Below are 16,733 nucleotides of genomic sequence, written 5' to 3'. Positions count from 1 at the left end.
ATATGAAATATTTACAATTGTAAGTATCAAATGCTGTTTTTTTTGCATAAAAAATGGAAATAGATGTTGCAAAATGGAGAATGCATGATATAATTTTTATTAATTATATGTTTAATCTACATGAATTAAGGTTCAAAAATGGTAAAAAAGGATAATTAGTCGTATTGCAATAAAAGAGCCATTATGAATTTAATTCGTATGTGCACAGAGAAAAAGGAGGGGTCAAGTGAAATCACTAAAAATCAAAACAAAAATGGCAATTTTAATGCTGCTGGTAGCACTTTCGGGGATTGGTGTAGCGGGGACATCCATTTTAAGAATGGAAACACAAAAAGATATGTTCCTTGATACCATGGAGAAGGAAATCAGAGGGGAATTTGATCAAAAGATTAAAGAACAGGTGGAAGGTGCTGTATCAGTTCTGCAAAGTGTATATAATGAACACTTACAGGGCGCTTATACAAAAGAAGAGGCAGAAAAGATAGGATTTGAAACACTACGTAATATGAGATACGGAGAGGATGGATATTTCTGGGGTGACAAGACTGATGGAACTTGTGTTGTTCTTTTGGGTAAAGACACAGAAGGAACCAACCGAAAGGATGCAAAAGATGCAGCGGGTTTCCCCTTTGTTCAAGCCATTAAGGAACAAGCATTAAATGGTGGAGGCTACACTGATTTTGTTTTTCCAAAACCGGGAGAAACAGAGGCAATGCCTAAAAGAGGCTATTCGGCATATTTTGCTCCTTTTGATTTGGTTTTAGGCACAGGAAACTATACAGATTTTATTGATACCTATATAGCCGAGGAAAATAAAATTGTTGAAGCCAGCATTCAAAAATCCATTATAGAGTTGCTTATTATGATTCTTATCTGTGTAGGTGTATCCTGCTCGTTAGGATTTTATATTGTTTTAAGCATTGTGAGGCCCATTGGAAAATTAAACAAAGTTACTCGTACCTTAGCTGAAGGAAATTTGGATGCAGAGGTTGACACGGACAGCAATGATGAGGTTGGTCAGCTGGCAAAATCCATGGTTGTTTTAATTAATAGATTAAAAACATACATAGTATATATTGATGAAATTTCTTATTTGTTGGAAGAAATTGGACGAGGAAATTTAAATTTAACGTTCCAAAATTCATATGAAGGAGACTTTTGGAAAGTGAAGCAAGCGTTAATTGGCACGGCAGACATGCTGAATGATACCCTAGTGCAAATTAATATCGCCTCGGAACAGGTTGCAAATGGTTCAGAGCAGGTTGCAGCCGGTGCTCAGGCTCTTTCACAAGGGGCAACAGAGCAGGCCAGTTCAATTCAGGAATTGTCCGCATCAATCAATGAGGTCTCAGAACATAGCAGTGAGACGGCAAGAAATGCAGAGAAAGCCAAGGCGATTTCCGTTGCGTCTACAAGTGCGATTCAGCGTGGAAGTGAGCGGATGAATGAAATGGTTCAATCTATGGAAGAAATCAGCGACACCTCTAAGGAAATTGGCAAAATTATTAAAGCTATAGAGGACATTGCTTTTCAAACCAATATTTTAGCGCTAAATGCTGCTGTAGAAGCGGCAAGGGCAGGGGAAGCCGGAAGAGGCTTTGCTGTTGTTGCTGATGAAGTACGTAACTTGGCGGGAAAATCGGCCGAGAGCGCAAAGAATACTGCTGATTTGATTGAAAAATCTGTTAGGGCTGTGGAAATAGGTGCAAATCACGTGAATGAGGCAGCCGCAGCTTTGGCAGATGTTGTGAAAAATGCAGAAAAAAGTTCTCAAATTATTCAATATATTGCAGATGCCAGCGAAGAACAAGCTACTTCTATTGCACAGGTGAATTTAGGTGTAGAGCAAATCGCAGTTGTTGTTCAAACGAATTCTGCAACCGCTGAGGAAAGTGCAGCAGCGAGTGAGGAGCTTTCAGGGCAATCGTTGATGTTAAAGGAGTTAATTGGTAAATTTCAGCTAAAGAACTTTCATGACAGAGAAGACACCAAAGTGGAGAATGTTACTTCTCAAATGTTCATTGACCCTATGGCGAAAAATTTAGAGGGCAAGTACTAAGTTTTGAAAGAATAATTAGTTCTAAAAAATCCCCTAAAGGTTGATTTTCGATCGATCAACTTTTAGGGGATAAATTATTTGTTACTATTATTTTTCGATATAGTCCTTAAACTGTAGCATTATGCTTCTTTCTAGAGGATGAAGCTGAAAACAGTGCCTTTGGTGCAACTCTTCCAGTCGTTTTGCCCTGATTTTGGATGATTGCATGCTGATATTGCAAAGTTTGGCAATCTCTTTGTCTGAATGAACATCAAGGGCGGAAAGAACAACAGCTGGCATTGGAATATCTCTTGCAAAAATATCGTTTTTTTTCCATTGTTTGAGAGTCTATTTCACAGTTTCGATAGAAAGTGATTGTCTCAATGTGGCCTAACAAAATATGACCTATTTCATATGCTAATGTGAAGGGAATTCGCCCAAGATAAGGGACACTGTCGTTAAAAAAGATGTAATATTGATTTTGCAGCTTAAAAGAAAATCCGTCTCCATTTTTTGCCTGAGGTTTCACCATATCCCATAAAGTGAATTTAGAATATGGGGCGGTTTTTATTTTGTAATACCTACAGATTTCACCAAGTTAACAGGTAATTGATTAATCCCGCGGTCTCGTAGCACTTTCCAAGAAAGATTTCTTGCTTGCTGATATAAACGATACTTCAATGATAACACTCCTTTTACATGGTTTTGTTTCAAAGGATAATGTTTATAAAAGCAAGTGGATAAAAGGATTATTCTGGAATTGGAAAATCAGATTTACAACCCTAGCACAAGAGACTAAAAATCAATATCTTCAGCAGCTTCGTCAAGAAGACTTTTTATGTTTCTCGGTGTTTTATCAATCATTTCGCTGACGGCGGTTTCCTTAAAGCCTCTGGCGGCAACGTTACCTTCCAAACGAAAATTACGCATGGATGTAATGCCCAATATGCGATCAACAGCAGGCTGCATATTAGGTTGACTACGGTAGGCTTTCAAAACATCCAACTCATGGGTGGTGGGGTGGAAGGTCTCTCTCATTTCTCCAACCTCATTGATGTTCTTTTTCTCCATCAAAGGTGTGCTGTTCTCTGTCCAACCCATTAAAAAGGCGGGAGAGGTTCCTAAAGCCTCTGCAATTGGTTCCAGTATGGTAATGGGTAGGTTTTCGATTTCGCCTTTTTCGTAACGGTAGACAGTAGCCCGATTCTTCTTCAGTTTTTCTGCCAGTTCATCTACGGTGAGCCCCCTTCTAATTCTGCATTCTTTAATTCTTTGTCCAACATTCATTTTGTAACCTCCTTCCTTTTGAAAACATAAGTTAAGTATAACAGAAAATCGCATATATGCAATAGAGTGCGACAAAATTGTTGCATTAAATGCGAATGTACAAAATTTTACAAAAAAGGTTGACTTTTCTACAATACTTCGTTAGTATTAAATTGTCGCATAACATGCGACGGAAAGGGGCGATAGCATGGTGGATACAAACAAATTAAAAGAGAAAATTCAGAAGAAAGGACTCACAGAAGCCAAAATGGCTGAAAAGCTGGGAATAAGCAATCATATTTTTCAGGATAAGCTAAATGGTATTGGTAAATGCTTTACCATAATAGAAGTACATAAACTGGTTCAGATATTGAATCTGGAGGGAAGTGATGCCGAAAGAATTTTTTTTGCAAATTAGTCGCATGAAATGCGACAATAGGTTCGCTTTTTTAGCAGCAAAGTGAGAACATAAAAACTAAGTTCTAGTAAAAAGAATGTGTAATATGGCTAGGTAAAGAATTATAAAAAGGTTTGCTGGCCAATAAAGCAGAGGAGGGTTGGGAGTGCCTTATCAATACAGATTGCGGATAAGAGATGGCATGGGGGCGGGGGCTGGCACGAAATACCGCCTTTGTCCAAACTGTTGTGGAGTAAAATACAAGCTATGTATGTCATTAAAAATAATTGGATTGGCCGTGACCAATGTGAAATACATATAAATTTACCGTTTTAACGTAAAGGCAATTTTTAAATCAAAATGATTTGCGGAGATAGTTGCCGTAAAAATAGGAAAATGTGGAGGTTACGTAATGAAATTATAGAAGGGAACAATAATTCCGTGCTAAGGTTTCATTGCATTAAGAAGTAAAGAGGGGGCTTTCCAAAAGGTCTTATCATGTGAATATATTTTTTGATCGCCAAAATATTATGTGTAGAATTTTAAATTTTTCTGAAAGCTTTTTCATACAAATTGACAGTCGTTTTTTTTTGATGGTTTCTGAGGTCTACAAAAGCTAGTTTGAGCGTATTTTGCAATAGGGAGGGGTTAAAATGTGTTATAAAATTACTTGCTGTTACCATTGCCAAGAGCGTCATCCGCTTTGTCATATCAGTTGCTGTCGGTATAAAGAAGAGCGAGAAAAACTGGATAAGCTTCGGGAGGCCCGAACTGCTCATAATGATGAGGTAGAGCGTTATAAAAGGCAGAAGCTAAACAAAGTTAAGAGGTGAAGCCATTGGCTAAGGAAAGAGATTTACAACTTTCGGAGTATGATATCTCCAATAATCGTTATCGGGAATTAAAATATTTTTGCAGGCAGTACAGGGAAAAGAAGAAGGGACTGCTTTCCATGACAGAACTTTCTTCTCCCCAATTCGGAGGAAAAGGTGGTGATATTTTTTCTGACAGAACAGCAAATGTAGCTATAAAAAGAGCAAAACTGTCTGCTGAAATTCAAATGATAGAGCAATCTGCGTTGGAGGCGGATGGTGAATTATATAAATATATTTTAAAAAATGTAACGGACGGGATAACCTATGAATATTTGGACATTCCATTTAGCAGGTCAGGGTTTTATGTACTTAGAAAAAGATTTTTCAGTATATTGGATAAAAAAAGATAAGAATATATTTTGCCTCAATGCTTGATAATGAAAAGAGCATTGGGGCATTTATCAATAGAAAATTTAAAAAGTATTTAATAAGCTTATAAACAGGTAAGATTGGTAAAATACAGTATCAATTGAAAGAAAGAGAATTCTTTAATCCATAAATGTAAATACAATTATTAAAATTTTCCATATATGAAAATATAAAGAAATTATAATGGTAAGTTAGATTTACATAATAATGAATTTTTGTTATAATTAATAAGATAAATAATAATTGTATCTAAAAATTTCAACTGGTTGGCGCTCGACCTTTGGAATCATCAGCACTACTCTTGAAGGGAGGCAAAAATGGTTTTAAATTTACTATTAGTAGCAACAATCATCATTGTATGTGTACTCGGAAATAGAATTTCAAATAAAATTGGAATGCCCGTTCTTTTAGTTTTTATTTTGTTGGGTATGTTTTTTGGTTCCGATGGTATGGTCAAAATTAAATTTGATAATTATTATTTTGCGGAACAGGTCTGTTCTATCGCACTTCTTTTTATAATGTTTTATGGTGGGTTCGGTACGAAGTGGGATGAGGCTAAACCCATTGCCGCTAAAGCAATTTTACTTTCATCCATGGGAACAATTTTTACTGCACTTCTCGTAGGAACTTTTTGCTTTTTCGTTATGGGTATTTCCATTTTAGAAAGTTTTTTAATTGGTGCAGTTGTAAGTTCAACTGATGCAGCTTCCGTATTTTCAATTCTTCGTTCAAAAAGGTTAAACCTTCGAGATCATACAGCATCACTTCTTGAAATTGAAAGTGGTAGTAATGACCCCTTTGCTTATATGCTTACCATAATCGTACTTTCATTTATGAATGGACATAATTCTATTCAGGAGTTTATATTTTTAATTTTTAAACAAATTGTATTTGGTGGTGTTTTTGGCGTAGGTATAGCTGTAATTACACTTCTATATTTTAAAAAATTTAAACTCTCAAGTTCAGGGTTTTATTCCATTTTTATTATGGCAATCGCCATTATCTCCTATGCAGCACCAACAGTCTTTGACGGAAATGGATATCTCAGCGCCTATATTACTGGAATAATTCTTGGAAATAGTAAAATACAGGATAAATCTGAGTTGGTTCACTTTTTTGATGGGTTGACAGGCTTAATGCAGATATTACTTTTTTTCTTGCTTGGACTTTTAGCATTTCCATCTCAATTGCCAAAGGTGGCATTTACTGCTTTGTCAATCTCACTTTTTCTCACTTTTATTGCTCGTCCTGTGGCTGTTTATGCAATACTAACACCCTTTAAAAGTTCCGAAGGGCAAAAACGTTTGGTTTCTTGGTCAGGATTAAGGGGTGCTGCATCCATTGTTTTTGCTATCATGGCCACAATCAGGGTAAATGAAATGAATAATGATATTTTTCATATTGTGTTTTTCATCGTGCTTTTTTCGATTTTGATTCAGGGAACATTAATTCCCTTTGTTTCGAAGAGACTAAATATGACGGATAACGATATTGACGTTATGAGTACCTTTAACGATTATATGGATGAACTACCTGTGCAGTTTCTACAGCTTGCAATTCCTTCTGATCACCGATGGGTTCATCAGAAAGTGAAAGATATCCTGCTTCCACCGGATTCCTTTTTACTGTTGATTGTAAGAGAAAAAGAAAATATTATGCCAAATGGAGATACAGAAATTTTGGCGGGTGACATTTTCATACTAAGCGGAAAATCACCAAATAGGATTGAAGGGTTAACTTTATATGAATTGAAGGTGAAAAAAGAATCGCGCTGGTATGGAAAAACAATAGCAGATGCTAGTAGCGGGGATGAACGGGTTATCGTGATTCGCCGAGGAGAGAGTATTGTGATTCCCAAGGGAGATACCGTATTGCAGGAGGAAGATATACTTGTTTTTTCAGAAGTTTTATAGATGAAACAGACGTTTATTTTAAATTAGGGTGACATGGCACATGGCCATGTCACCCTAAACTAAGTTTGAATACTCTAAATAATTTTATTTGTAAGATCATAAAACGGAAAACTACTTTAATCATTAAGGCAATCCTTCTAATTAAATGTGTTCAGCAATTGCCTCTCCCATTTCCTTTGTACCCATAAGTGTGGTGCCCTGTGAATAGATATCGGGAGTACGCAAGCCTTGTTCCAAAACTGCTTTTACTGCATTCTCAATGGATTCTGCTTCTTTTTCCAAATAAAATGAATATTTTAACATCATCCCAACTGATAGAATGGCGGCAATGGGGTTTGCTTTGTTTTGTCCTGCTATGTCAGGTGCAGACCCATGGATGGGTTCATACATTCCAAGGGTGCTATCCCCTAAACTTGCTGATGGAAGCAGGCCGATAGAGCCTGTAATCATGCTTGCCTCATCAGATAAAATATCGCCGAACATATTGGAGGTAACAATCACGTCGAACTGCTTGGGATTTCGCACCAGCTGCATCGCCGCATTATCTACATACATATAGGAAAGAACAACCTCTGGATAATCCTCTTTCATTCCTTCGGCAACCTTTCTCCAAAGGCGGGAGGTTTCCAGTACATTTGCTTTATCTACACAACAAACTCTTTTTTTCCTTTGCATTGCAACTTCAAAAGCATTTTTTAGAATACGCTTAATTTCAATTTCGCTGTAGGCTTCCACATCATAAGCCTCTTCGCCATACTTCCCATCACGATAGCCTCGTTCACCAAAATAAATGCCTCCTGTTAATTCCCTTACAATAAGGATATCCAGCCCTCCTGCTACGATTTCAGCTTTTAAAGGACAAGCATCTGCCAAAGCATCATAAATCTTTGCTGGACGCAGGTTGGAGAACAGCCCTAATTCAGAGCGCAAGCCTAACAGAGCTTTTTCGGGACGTTGGGCATTGGGCACATTATCCCATTTTGGCCCGCCAACAGCACCTAGCATAACGCTGTCTGCGGTTTTGCAAATGCTTAAAGTTTCTTTTGGTAAGCACACTCCGCAAGCATCAATAGCAGAGCCACCAGCCAGAGCATACTCGAAAGTAAATTGATGATGAAATTTTTCACCGACGGCTTTTAATATTTTAATAGCCTCTTCTGTGACCTCGGGACCAATACCGTCCCCTTGAATGACTGCAATTTTATATTCTCCCATAATCTTTACCCCTTTATTTTTTCCTTTGTCTGCTCTACCAAGCCACCGGATGCCATAATTTCCTTAATAAAAGGAGGGAAGGGCTGTGCCTGATAAGTACGATTTTTTGTATGGTTGGTGATGATACCACTGTCAAAATCGATGCTTACCTCATCACCGTTTTCAATGTTCTTTGCCGCTTCATCACACTCCAGAATGGGAAGACCAATATTTATGGCATTGCGGTAGAAAATACGCGCGAAGGTGGAGGCAATGACACAACTAATCCCTGCGCATTTAATTGCTAATGGGGCGTGTTCTCTGGAAGAGCCACAACCGAAGTTTTTCAGTCCTACAATAATATCACCTTTTTGTGCTTTCTTAGTAAAATCAGGGTCAATATCAATCATGCAATATTTCGCCAATTCTTCGCCATTGGATACGTTTAAGTATCTTGCGGGAATGATTACGTCGGTGTCCACGTTATCTCCGTATTTTAAAACTTTTCCGTTTGCATTCATTCAGCATTACCTCCAATTTTTCTGGGATCTGCGATTTTACCCGCAATTGCCGATGCCGCAGCTACGGCAGGGCTTGCCAGATAAACTTCGCTTTCCACATGACCCATACGCCCCACAAAATTTCTGTTTGTAGTGGAGACACAACGCTCTCCTGCTGCCAAGATACCCATATGTCCTCCAAGACAAGGGCCGCAGGTAGGCATGGAGAAGATAGCGCCAGCTTCTATAAAGTCCGTTACATATTCTCGGCGGATGCACTCCAAATATATTTCTTGCGTGGCAGGTATGATAATGGTACGAACGTGATCAGCAACTTTTTTACCACGAAGAATATCTGCGGCAATGGCCATATCTTCAATTCTGCCATTTGTACAGGAACCGATAACCACCTGATCAATTTTCACATCTCCAACCTGATCAATGGTTCTTGTGTTATCCGGTAAGTGGGGGAAGGAAACCGTTGGCTCCAAGGAAGAAAGATCAATGGTGATTTCTTCATCATATTCAGCATCTGTATCAGGTTCATATATATCAAAGGTTTTTTTAGAATGCGCTTTTGCATAGGCAATACACGCCTCATCAACAGGGAAAATACCATTTTTTGCTCCGGCTTCGATTGCCATGTTTGCAATGGTAAAGCGATCATCCATAGATAATTCTTTGATGCCTTCTCCGGTAAATTCCATAGAGCGGTATAAAGCTCCGTCTACGCCTATTTTGCCGATGATATGTAAAATAACATCTTTACCGCTGACATAGGGAGGCTTTTTGCCCACAATACGAAACCTAATTGCGGAGGGTACCTTAAACCAGCATTCGCCAGTAGCCATGCCAATGGCCATATCCGTTGAGCCGATGCCAGTGGAGAAGGCACCCAATGCACCATAGGTACAGGTATGACTGTCAGCGCCGATAATTACTTGACCGGGAACTACAATTCCCTGTTCTGGTAACAATGCATGCTCAATGCCTGCTTTCCCCACGTCAAAGAAGTTTTTTATATTCATATCATAAGCAAAGGTGCGACAGCTTTTACACTGTTCAGCCGCTTTGATATCCTTATTGGGTGTGAAGTGATCCAGTACAATAACTACTTTTTCTGTATCAAAAACCTCTGTTGCACCGGTTTTTTTAAATTCAGTTAATGCAACGGCGGTGGTAATGTCATTACCCATTACGATATCCAATTTGGCTTGGATTAACTGGCCTGGAACCACGCTATCTAATCCTGCGTGTTTTGCAAGTATTTTTTGTGTCATTGTCATTCCCATATGATTACATCCTTTCAATAATTATTTAAATTCAAAATGCCTTGGGCTTTGCCCAAACCCCAGAAGCCTTTTTAAAGGCTTGTGGGTAGTTGAGGCAACGCCCCAAGGTTATTGCTCTTTAAACTGACAGCATTTTGTTGATGGTACTTACCACTGCCCGCAGGGAGGACTTACCAACACTGGAGGAGGTGCCTGCTCCATAATATCGGTTTCCTTGAGCATCTTTGGTTTCGATGTAGGATATTGCCCTTGAATTTGTTCCTAATTCCATGGAGTGTCCACGGTAATTGACAATGTCAATTGGCATATGAATAAAATCATTTATGGCATGACAGAAAGCGGAAACAACACCGTTACCCTCGCCTTGAATGAAATGCCGTTCACCATGGTAATCTATTTCTGCTTCAATGGCGAGAACATCTCGCTCAGCATCCACAGTTTCAGTGCGATATTGAATTAATTTTAATGGACTGCGGATATCAACGTATTCTTGATTGAATACCTCAAAAATCTTTTCAGGACTCAGTTCACATTGCATTTCGTCCGAGACTCGAGTTACAACTGCACCCACATCCTTCTGAAATGATTTTGGCATATGCAAAGAATAATACTGCTCCAAAATAAAAGTAACGCCGCCTTTGCCTGATTGGCTGTTGATACGGATGATAGGATCATAATTTCTTCCCACATCCATTGGATCAATGGGCAGATAGGGAACTTCCCAATGCTTAGGATGATTTTTCATTCCTTCCATCCCTTTGCGGATAGCATCCTGATGGCTTCCAGAGAAGGCAGTGTAAACCAATTGTCCAGCATAAGGATGACGGGGATGAACACTCATTTTTGTGGTACTCTCATATATTTCTACTACTTCATCGATTTTTGTAAAATCTAACATTGGGTCAACGCCTTGGGTGAACAGGTTCATAGCAACGGTCATAATATCTGCATTTCCGGTGCGCTCTCCATTGCCAAATAAAGTACCCTCAACACGGTCAGCTCCTGCCAACATGCCCATTTCTGTTGCTGCAACAGCGGTACCACGGTCATTGTGGGCGTGAAGGCTTACCAATACATTTTCTCTGTTGCTCAGATTACGACACATATACTCAATTTGATCTGCATACAGGTTAGGCATAGCCATTTCCACAGTTGCAGGCAAATTAATGATTACTTTATGATCTGCTGTTGGTTCCCAAACATCAATGACCGCATTACAGATTTCTACGGCAAAATCCATTTCTGTCCCAGTGAAGCTTTCGGGAGAGTATTCAAAGCGGAATTTTGTTTCAGGATAGCTTTCTGCAATTTCACGAATCAGGGTAGCACCATAAACTGCCAACTCTATGGTTTCCTGCTGAGAATTCCCGAATACTACATCTCTTTGCAAAGTAGACGTGGAATTATATAAATGAACAATAGCGTTTTTTGCGCCCTTTAATGCTTCAAAAGTTTTTTGAATAATATGTCCACGAGATTGGGTCAAAACCTGAACTGTAACATCTTCGGGAATTAAGTTATTTTCAATCAAAGTTCTTGTAAATTCATACTCAGTTTCGGAAGCCGCAGGAAAGCCGATTTCAATTTCTTTGAAGCCCATTTTTACAAGAAAATCAAAAAATTCCAACTTTTGTTCCAGACCCATAGGAGTTTCTAATGCCTGATTGCCATCCCGAAGATCAACACTGCACCAGTAGGGCGCCTTGGTGATTCTTTTGCCAGGCCAAGTTCTATCAGACATATTAACTGTTTCATAAGCTTTATATTTTTGATAATTCTCCATTTTTCTTCCTCCTCAAATCTCTTCTTTTCTCTTTGATTTTGTTTGCTGCTGCAACTAGAAAAGAATTCTGCGCCACGAAAGTGGTTTATAAAACTGATACAGTAGAAAATAAAAAAAGCCTTTCACCTATTTGCAAATTTGCAAAGAGGTGAAAGGCTGACTTCCACGGTACCACTCTTATTCGCCTAAATCATTAGGCGCACTTTTAGGATACAAGCATATCCTATTCCGTGTAACGGCGGAAATTCCGGGAACACCTACCGACGAAGGTCTTTTCAGTGTCCTGCTCCAAGGCGAGTTCGGCTCTTTTCATAACACTGCCTCGCACCAACCGGCAGCTCTCTGAAGATATCCAAGAATCTACTATTCCTTTTCGTTGCATTTTTATAGATACAATTTAATGAGTACTTTAGCAGAAAATTGTTCTTGTGTCAATACCTTTTTCAATGAAAAAATATTCATTGCATAAAATAAAGAATAGAATGGATGCGTTTCATACACGCATAATTTTTTAATGAATCAATCCAGTTTCTTTAGTATCAGATAAATAGAAGCACTAGAATCGTGAGCTATTTGAGAACAGGCACTTACCTTCTCAAGCACAGATGCCTATTTTTTGTTGGTAAGGGAGCTTAGGGAGTGTTTAAATCCTGAATGCCTTTCTTAAGATGATAGTGCATGGCCATCGCTGCTCCATCAGCATCTCTCATTTCAATGAACTCTGCAATTTTTGCATGATAGGTAAGTGCATTATCAATTGACTTTACATCCGTACCAATTTGTGTTGCCGTGATGATGGAATCCTTAACTGCTGCCGCCAAGGAAGGCATAATGAGCTGAATGATATCGTTATGGGTGGCGGTAGCAATGGCAATATGGAAAAGTTGATCCTCCTTGATGATGGCTTCCTTCTGTACATCTTTTTCTAAAGTATTTACAGCTTCCATACGTTTTGCCGAATCAATAATTGCTTGAAGCTCTTGGGGGGTACCGTTTTGTATTGCAAGGCGAATACAGGAGGGCTCTAAAATTAAACGAAATTCAAACCAACTGTTTATTAGCTTTACCTTATCCTTCAAATAGGTCACGCCAAAAACGTCGGTTGCCTGATCTTCCAAAGGTGAAACAAAAGTACCACTGCCCCGTTTGATGATTAAAATACCTTTAGCTGCTAGAAGTTTAATTGCCTCACGCAATGTGGCACGACTTATGCCTAATTGTGCAGAAAGCTCATGCTCGTTTGGTAATTTCTCGTTTGGCTTATATATTTTTTGTAAAAAAATCATATCGCTTAGTTCGTTAGCTGCAACTTGTGAGGCGGGAATAAATTCAGTTTTCACATTTTTCCTCCTTGTTCTTAAAGATCAACAAAACAATTAAGTAATTCAATTTTGGAGTGGGGACTTATAATCACAACCAGTTACAATGTTGAGTATTTTAATTTTGAACACGATTCCTTCCACTTAATCACCGAAACTGCTTTTTTTAGAGCTTTTTGGGGGATTAAACGAAAATTTGAAATCAATTCATTTGCATACGCCACTCTTTTTATTTGAATACATTTATGTTTTTTGCAATTATAGCAAATTCCAATAAGAATATCAAACCTACCATAACATGAAAACAGAGGTCATTCGTAGAAATTCGATTTCAAAGTTGTATGACCAATTATAGCATTACAATTCTGTACATGTCTATGTATGTTTGCACAAATTTGATAAATGGGTAAATTTCTTATTGACAATCGAAAAAAAATGCATATAATTTTTGATAACAAGAAAAAGATGTCTGACCAATTTCAGCAGTGAAATGTAATCTAAAGCGAAGAAGTATTATATTTTTAAATATAAAGGAGGATTGTAATATGAGAAGTGATGCAATGAAAACGGGGTCAACTAAGATTCCCCACAGATCTTTATTTAAAGCACTGGGACTTACTGACGAGGAAATCAGAAGACCAATGATTGGTGTTGTTTGTGCCAAGAATGATATTATTCCGGGACATGTTCACTTGGATAAAATTGCTGAGGCAGTACAAGCTGGTATCCGCATTGCGGGGGGAACGCCTTTTGTATTCCCTGCAATCGGTGTTTGCGATGGGATTGCTATGGGTCATAGTGGCATGAAGTATTCTCTCATCAGCAGAGAACATATTGCAGATTCGGTAGAAATCATGGCAATGGCACATCCCTTTGATGCGTTGGTTTTTATTCCTAATTGTGATAAAATCGTGCCCGGTATGCTTATGGCGGCGTTGAGATTGAACGTGCCCAGCATTTTTGTAAGTGGTGGCCCTATGATGCCTGGCAGAACAATAGATGGGAAGCAAATTACCTTGTCTAATGCCTTTGAAGTAGTTGGTGCCATTGGCAAAGAGGGAATTACCCAGGAAGTTTTAGATGATGTTGAAAACAACGCTTGTCCCGGATGCGGCTCTTGTGCGGGTATGTTTACCGCAAACTCTATGAATTGCATGACAGAGGTGGTTGGCTTAGGCTTGCCTGGAAATGGTACCATACCTGCTATCAGTGCCGCAAGAATTCGCTTGGCGAAAGAAGCAGGAATGAAGATTATGGAGCTATTGGATAAGAATATTTGCCCCAAAGATATTGTTATAGAGAAAACCTTAAGAAACGCTTTGCATGCGGATATGGCTTTGGGTTGTTCAACAAATACAGTTCTTCACTTGCCTGCCATTGCCCATGCGGCTGGATTAAAGGTGGACTTTGAAGAAATCAATAAAATCAGCAAGGAAACACCTCATCTTGTAAAATTAAGTCCCGCAGGTTCAGATTGCTTGGTGGATTTGGATTATGCAGGGGGCATCAGTGCCGTAATTAAGGAATTGGCTGAATATGGTCTGTTTGATACAGATGTAATTACCTGTACAGGGAAAACGGTGAGAGAAAATATTGAAAAGGCAAGGGTCTTGGATACCAATGTAATACGCACCAAGGAAACTGCTTATTCTCCTGATGGCGGCTTGGCAATTTTATGGGGAAATATTGCTCCTGATGGTGCTGTTGTTAAGAAGGGGGCTGTGCTGCCTGAAATGTTAGTGCATGAAGGTCCAGCGAAGGTATTTAACAGCGAGGAGGAAACCATCGAGGCAATCTTAAATGACAAGGTTGTTGCGGGTGATGTTTTAGTTATTCGCTATGAAGGACCTAAGGGTGGCCCTGGTATGAGGGAAATGCTTGCACCCACAGCATCCTTGGCTGGAAAAGGGTTGGATAACAGCGTTGCACTGATTACCGATGGTAGATTTTCTGGTGCATCCAAGGGTGCATCCATCGGTCATGTTTCTCCTGAGGCGGCAGCTGGGGGTGTAATTGGGTTAATTCAAGACGGGGATATGATCAGCATTGATATGCTGAATAATAAACTGGAACTTAAGGTTGGCAATGAGGAAATCGAAAGAAGAAGAGGCGAATTTAAGCCTGTATTGAAAGAAGTACCCGATGGATACTTGAGAAGATACAGAGAGCTGGTAACCAGTGCAAACACAGGAGCTATATTCAAATAATTTTGAAGGTTTTCAGTTAGGTTTTAGGCTCATTGCTTAATTTAAACAAGTAGATAGGGCTTCAGTCAAAACATTTTTTTAGCTAGGAAGGGGAATTTGTATGAAACGTTTTATGTCTATGGTTGCCATGACAACCGCACTTGTTGTATCTTTAACCGCTTGTGGCGGTAATGCCGCAAAGCCTGCAGCAGAGGGAAGTGATGCTGCATCCACAGAACCTGTTGTCATAAAGCTTGGTACAACAGTAAACGAACAGGATAGCTTTCAAGTTGCAGCAGAAAAGTTCAAAGAATTGGTTGCAGAAAAAACAAATGGGGCATACGCAATCGAAATTTATCCTAATGGTTCTTTGGGCGATGAAAGAACCATGTTGGAAGGTATGCAGATGGGCACTTTAGATATGGGCATTATCACCAGCGGACCTTTTGTAAACTTCATTCCTGAAATGGGTGTGTTGGACATGCCGTTCTTATTCCCAGATAATTCCTCTGCTTATAAGGTTTTAGATGGTGAAGTAGGTCAGGGCTTGCTGGATAAGTTTGAAGGTGCTAACCTGAAAGGCTTAGCTTACGCAGAAAGAGGATTCAGAAACTTGACAAATAACGTTAAGCCTGTAACGTCTGCTGCAGATGTAAACGGATTGAAGATCCGTGTAATGGAAAATGAGGTATACATCTCTACGTTTGGTTCCTTGGGTGTAAACGCAGTGCCAATGGCATGGTCAGAGGCTTTGACGGCTTTACAGCAGCATACCATTGATGGTCAGGAGAACCCTGTAAACGTTATCCACTCCTTTAAATTATGGGAATCTCAAAAATATTTAACAATGACCCGTCATGCTTATGCATCTGCTATTATTACTATGAGCTTACAGAAATTTAATGCATTGCCTGAGGATGTTCAGGTTGCATTTAAGGAAGCTGCACAGGAAGCTGCTGAATATGAACGTCAGTGGGTTGCAGATAACGAAGCAAACCAGTTGGAAGATATTAAGGCAAATGGCGTAGAGGTAGTTGAAAATCCCGATATTGAATCCTTTAAAACTGCGGTAAAGCCTACTTATGATAAATATGGCGAGAAGTATTCAGATTTAATTGCGCAGATTCAAGATGTATTGAGCAAATAATTATATTTGTTTTGGTTAAGGGAGGGCTACTTATGTCAGTCATAACATTTTTTAGAAAACTAAGCGATACCATTAACAAAGTGTGTTTGACAATTTGTGTAGCCCTTCTGGGCGCAATGGTAGTGACAACATCTGTGCAAATCATTTGCCGTGTGTTTTTTACAGCAATCTCTTGGAGCGAAGAGCTTGCCAGATACTTCTTGATATGGACATCCCTGCTTGGCGCTGGTTGTGTCTATAAATCAGGAAGCAATATTGCGGTGTTGTTTGTTCAGGACTTATTGCCTCAAGGGATGAAAAAATTTGCAAAAATTTTGGTACATATCTTGTGCGGATTCTTTTTTGCCCTCGCAATTTATCATGGCATACGTTATATGGGGATGATGGGTATACAAAAATCTGCTGCTTTACATATCCCTATGAAGTTTATGTATTTGGCCATTCCTTTAGGTTG

Annotated in this window: 16 protein-coding genes and 1 other annotated feature; of the genes, 9 read left to right on the top strand and 7 right to left on the bottom strand. The window is 39.1% G+C overall.

What is annotated here, in order from left to right:
* The first annotated feature begins 226 nt into the window (after positions 1-226).
* Positions 227-2,059: a methyl-accepting chemotaxis protein gene (locus RTK36_RS02260; protein ID WP_312043906.1), complete on the top strand. Its 1,833-nt coding sequence runs from the start codon at positions 227-229 to the stop codon at positions 2,057-2,059.
* A gap of 87 nt (positions 2,060-2,146) precedes the next feature.
* Here RTK36_RS02260 and RTK36_RS02255 read toward each other — a convergent pair whose 3' ends face one another.
* Positions 2,147-2,338, bottom strand: a complete 192-nt coding sequence (locus tag RTK36_RS02255; RefSeq protein WP_312043904.1) for a hypothetical protein — start codon at positions 2,336-2,338, stop codon at positions 2,147-2,149.
* A 495-nt stretch (positions 2,339-2,833) separates the two neighbouring features.
* On the bottom strand, positions 2,834-3,325 hold the full coding sequence (locus RTK36_RS02250; protein WP_312043902.1) for a helix-turn-helix domain-containing protein: 492 nt from the start codon (positions 3,323-3,325) through the stop codon (positions 2,834-2,836).
* A gap of 187 nt (positions 3,326-3,512) precedes the next feature.
* Here RTK36_RS02250 and RTK36_RS02245 point away from each other — a divergent pair, with 187 nt between their 5' ends.
* From RTK36_RS02245 to RTK36_RS02225, 5 genes are all read left to right on the top strand, one after another.
* A complete protein-coding gene (locus tag RTK36_RS02245; RefSeq protein WP_312043900.1) occupies positions 3,513-3,722 on the top strand; it encodes a hypothetical protein in 210 nt (69 codons plus the stop codon).
* Positions 3,723-3,867: 145 nt separating this feature from the next.
* Complete coding sequence (locus tag RTK36_RS02240) at positions 3,868-4,023, top strand: hypothetical protein (RefSeq protein WP_312043898.1); 156 nt, start codon at positions 3,868-3,870, stop codon at positions 4,021-4,023.
* Between the two features lie 331 nt (positions 4,024-4,354).
* Positions 4,355-4,534 carry a hypothetical protein gene (locus RTK36_RS02235; RefSeq protein WP_312043896.1) on the top strand — a complete coding sequence of 60 codons (180 nt, stop codon included), beginning with the start codon at positions 4,355-4,357 and terminating at the stop codon, positions 4,532-4,534.
* A 5-nt stretch (positions 4,535-4,539) separates the two neighbouring features.
* Positions 4,540-4,926 carry a hypothetical protein gene (locus tag RTK36_RS02230; RefSeq protein WP_312043894.1) on the top strand — a complete coding sequence of 129 codons (387 nt, stop codon included), beginning with the start codon at positions 4,540-4,542 and terminating at the stop codon, positions 4,924-4,926.
* A gap of 336 nt (positions 4,927-5,262) precedes the next feature.
* Positions 5,263-6,858 carry a potassium/proton antiporter gene (locus tag RTK36_RS02225; RefSeq protein ID WP_312043892.1) on the top strand — a complete coding sequence of 532 codons (1,596 nt, stop codon included), beginning with the start codon at positions 5,263-5,265 and terminating at the stop codon, positions 6,856-6,858.
* 141 nt (positions 6,859-6,999) lie between these two features.
* On the opposite strand, the gene leuB is transcribed toward RTK36_RS02225, so the two are convergent.
* The 5 genes from leuB to RTK36_RS02200 all read right to left on the bottom strand — a co-directional run bounded on the left by leuB (position 7,000) and on the right by RTK36_RS02200 (position 12,967).
* Positions 7,000-8,073 carry a 3-isopropylmalate dehydrogenase gene (gene leuB / locus RTK36_RS02220; RefSeq protein WP_312043890.1) on the bottom strand — a complete coding sequence of 358 codons (1,074 nt, stop codon included), beginning with the start codon at positions 8,071-8,073 and terminating at the stop codon, positions 7,000-7,002.
* 5 nt (positions 8,074-8,078) lie between these two features.
* Entirely contained in the window at positions 8,079-8,573 is a 495-nt protein-coding gene (gene leuD, locus RTK36_RS02215) for a 3-isopropylmalate dehydratase small subunit (protein WP_312043888.1), read from the bottom strand.
* Positions 8,570-9,844 carry a 3-isopropylmalate dehydratase large subunit gene (gene leuC / locus RTK36_RS02210; protein WP_312043886.1) on the bottom strand — a complete coding sequence of 425 codons (1,275 nt, stop codon included), beginning with the start codon at positions 9,842-9,844 and terminating at the stop codon, positions 8,570-8,572. The genes leuD and leuC overlap by 4 nt, the downstream gene beginning before the upstream one ends.
* A gap of 118 nt (positions 9,845-9,962) precedes the next feature.
* Complete coding sequence (gene leuA, locus RTK36_RS02205; RefSeq protein WP_312043884.1) at positions 9,963-11,627, bottom strand: 2-isopropylmalate synthase; 1,665 nt, start codon at positions 11,625-11,627, stop codon at positions 9,963-9,965.
* Between the two features lie 141 nt (positions 11,628-11,768).
* Positions 11,769-12,013, bottom strand: a binding site (T-box leader).
* A 246-nt stretch (positions 12,014-12,259) separates the two neighbouring features.
* On the bottom strand, positions 12,260-12,967 hold the full coding sequence (locus tag RTK36_RS02200) for a FadR/GntR family transcriptional regulator (RefSeq protein WP_312043882.1): 708 nt from the start codon (positions 12,965-12,967) through the stop codon (positions 12,260-12,262).
* Positions 12,968-13,491: 524 nt separating this feature from the next.
* On the opposite strand from RTK36_RS02200, the gene ilvD reads away from it, so the two are divergent.
* The 3 genes from ilvD to RTK36_RS02185 all read left to right on the top strand — a co-directional run.
* A complete protein-coding gene (gene ilvD / locus RTK36_RS02195) occupies positions 13,492-15,153 on the top strand; it encodes a dihydroxy-acid dehydratase (RefSeq protein ID WP_312043879.1) in 1,662 nt (553 codons plus the stop codon).
* 100 nt (positions 15,154-15,253) lie between these two features.
* Positions 15,254-16,279, top strand: a complete 1,026-nt coding sequence (locus tag RTK36_RS02190) for a TRAP transporter substrate-binding protein (RefSeq protein ID WP_312043876.1) — start codon at positions 15,254-15,256, stop codon at positions 16,277-16,279.
* Between the two features lie 32 nt (positions 16,280-16,311).
* Positions 16,312-16,733: TRAP transporter small permease (locus RTK36_RS02185; protein WP_312043874.1), on the top strand; the 422-nt coding region annotated here is incomplete at its 3' end.

The organism is Anaerotignum sp. (assembly GCF_031981185.1).
Classification (GTDB): domain Bacteria; phylum Bacillota; class Clostridia; order Lachnospirales; family Anaerotignaceae; genus Chakrabartyella.
The sequence above is the reverse complement of the archived record's forward strand: the minus strand, read 5'-3'. Positions and strand labels throughout refer to the sequence as shown.

Coding starts and splice junctions, on each gene's coding strand:
- RTK36_RS02255 (WP_312043904.1), bottom strand. CDS start 2,338: ATGCCAGCTGTTGTTCTTTCCGCCCTTGATGTTCATTCAGACAAAGAG.
- RTK36_RS02225 (WP_312043892.1), top strand. CDS start 5,263: ATGGTTTTAAATTTACTATTAGTAGCAACAATCATCATTGTATGTGTA.
- leuB (WP_312043890.1), bottom strand. CDS start 8,073: ATGGGAGAATATAAAATTGCAGTCATTCAAGGGGACGGTATTGGTCCC.
- leuA (WP_312043884.1), bottom strand. CDS start 11,627: ATGGAGAATTATCAAAAATATAAAGCTTATGAAACAGTTAATATGTCT.
- RTK36_RS02235 (WP_312043896.1), top strand. CDS start 4,355: ATGTGTTATAAAATTACTTGCTGTTACCATTGCCAAGAGCGTCATCCG.
- ilvD (WP_312043879.1), top strand. CDS start 13,492: ATGAGAAGTGATGCAATGAAAACGGGGTCAACTAAGATTCCCCACAGA.
- leuD (WP_312043888.1), bottom strand. CDS start 8,573: ATGAATGCAAACGGAAAAGTTTTAAAATACGGAGATAACGTGGACACC.
- RTK36_RS02245 (WP_312043900.1), top strand. CDS start 3,513: ATGGTGGATACAAACAAATTAAAAGAGAAAATTCAGAAGAAAGGACTC.
- RTK36_RS02190 (WP_312043876.1), top strand. CDS start 15,254: ATGAAACGTTTTATGTCTATGGTTGCCATGACAACCGCACTTGTTGTA.
- RTK36_RS02250 (WP_312043902.1), bottom strand. CDS start 3,325: ATGAATGTTGGACAAAGAATTAAAGAATGCAGAATTAGAAGGGGGCTC.
- leuC (WP_312043886.1), bottom strand. CDS start 9,844: ATGGGAATGACAATGACACAAAAAATACTTGCAAAACACGCAGGATTA.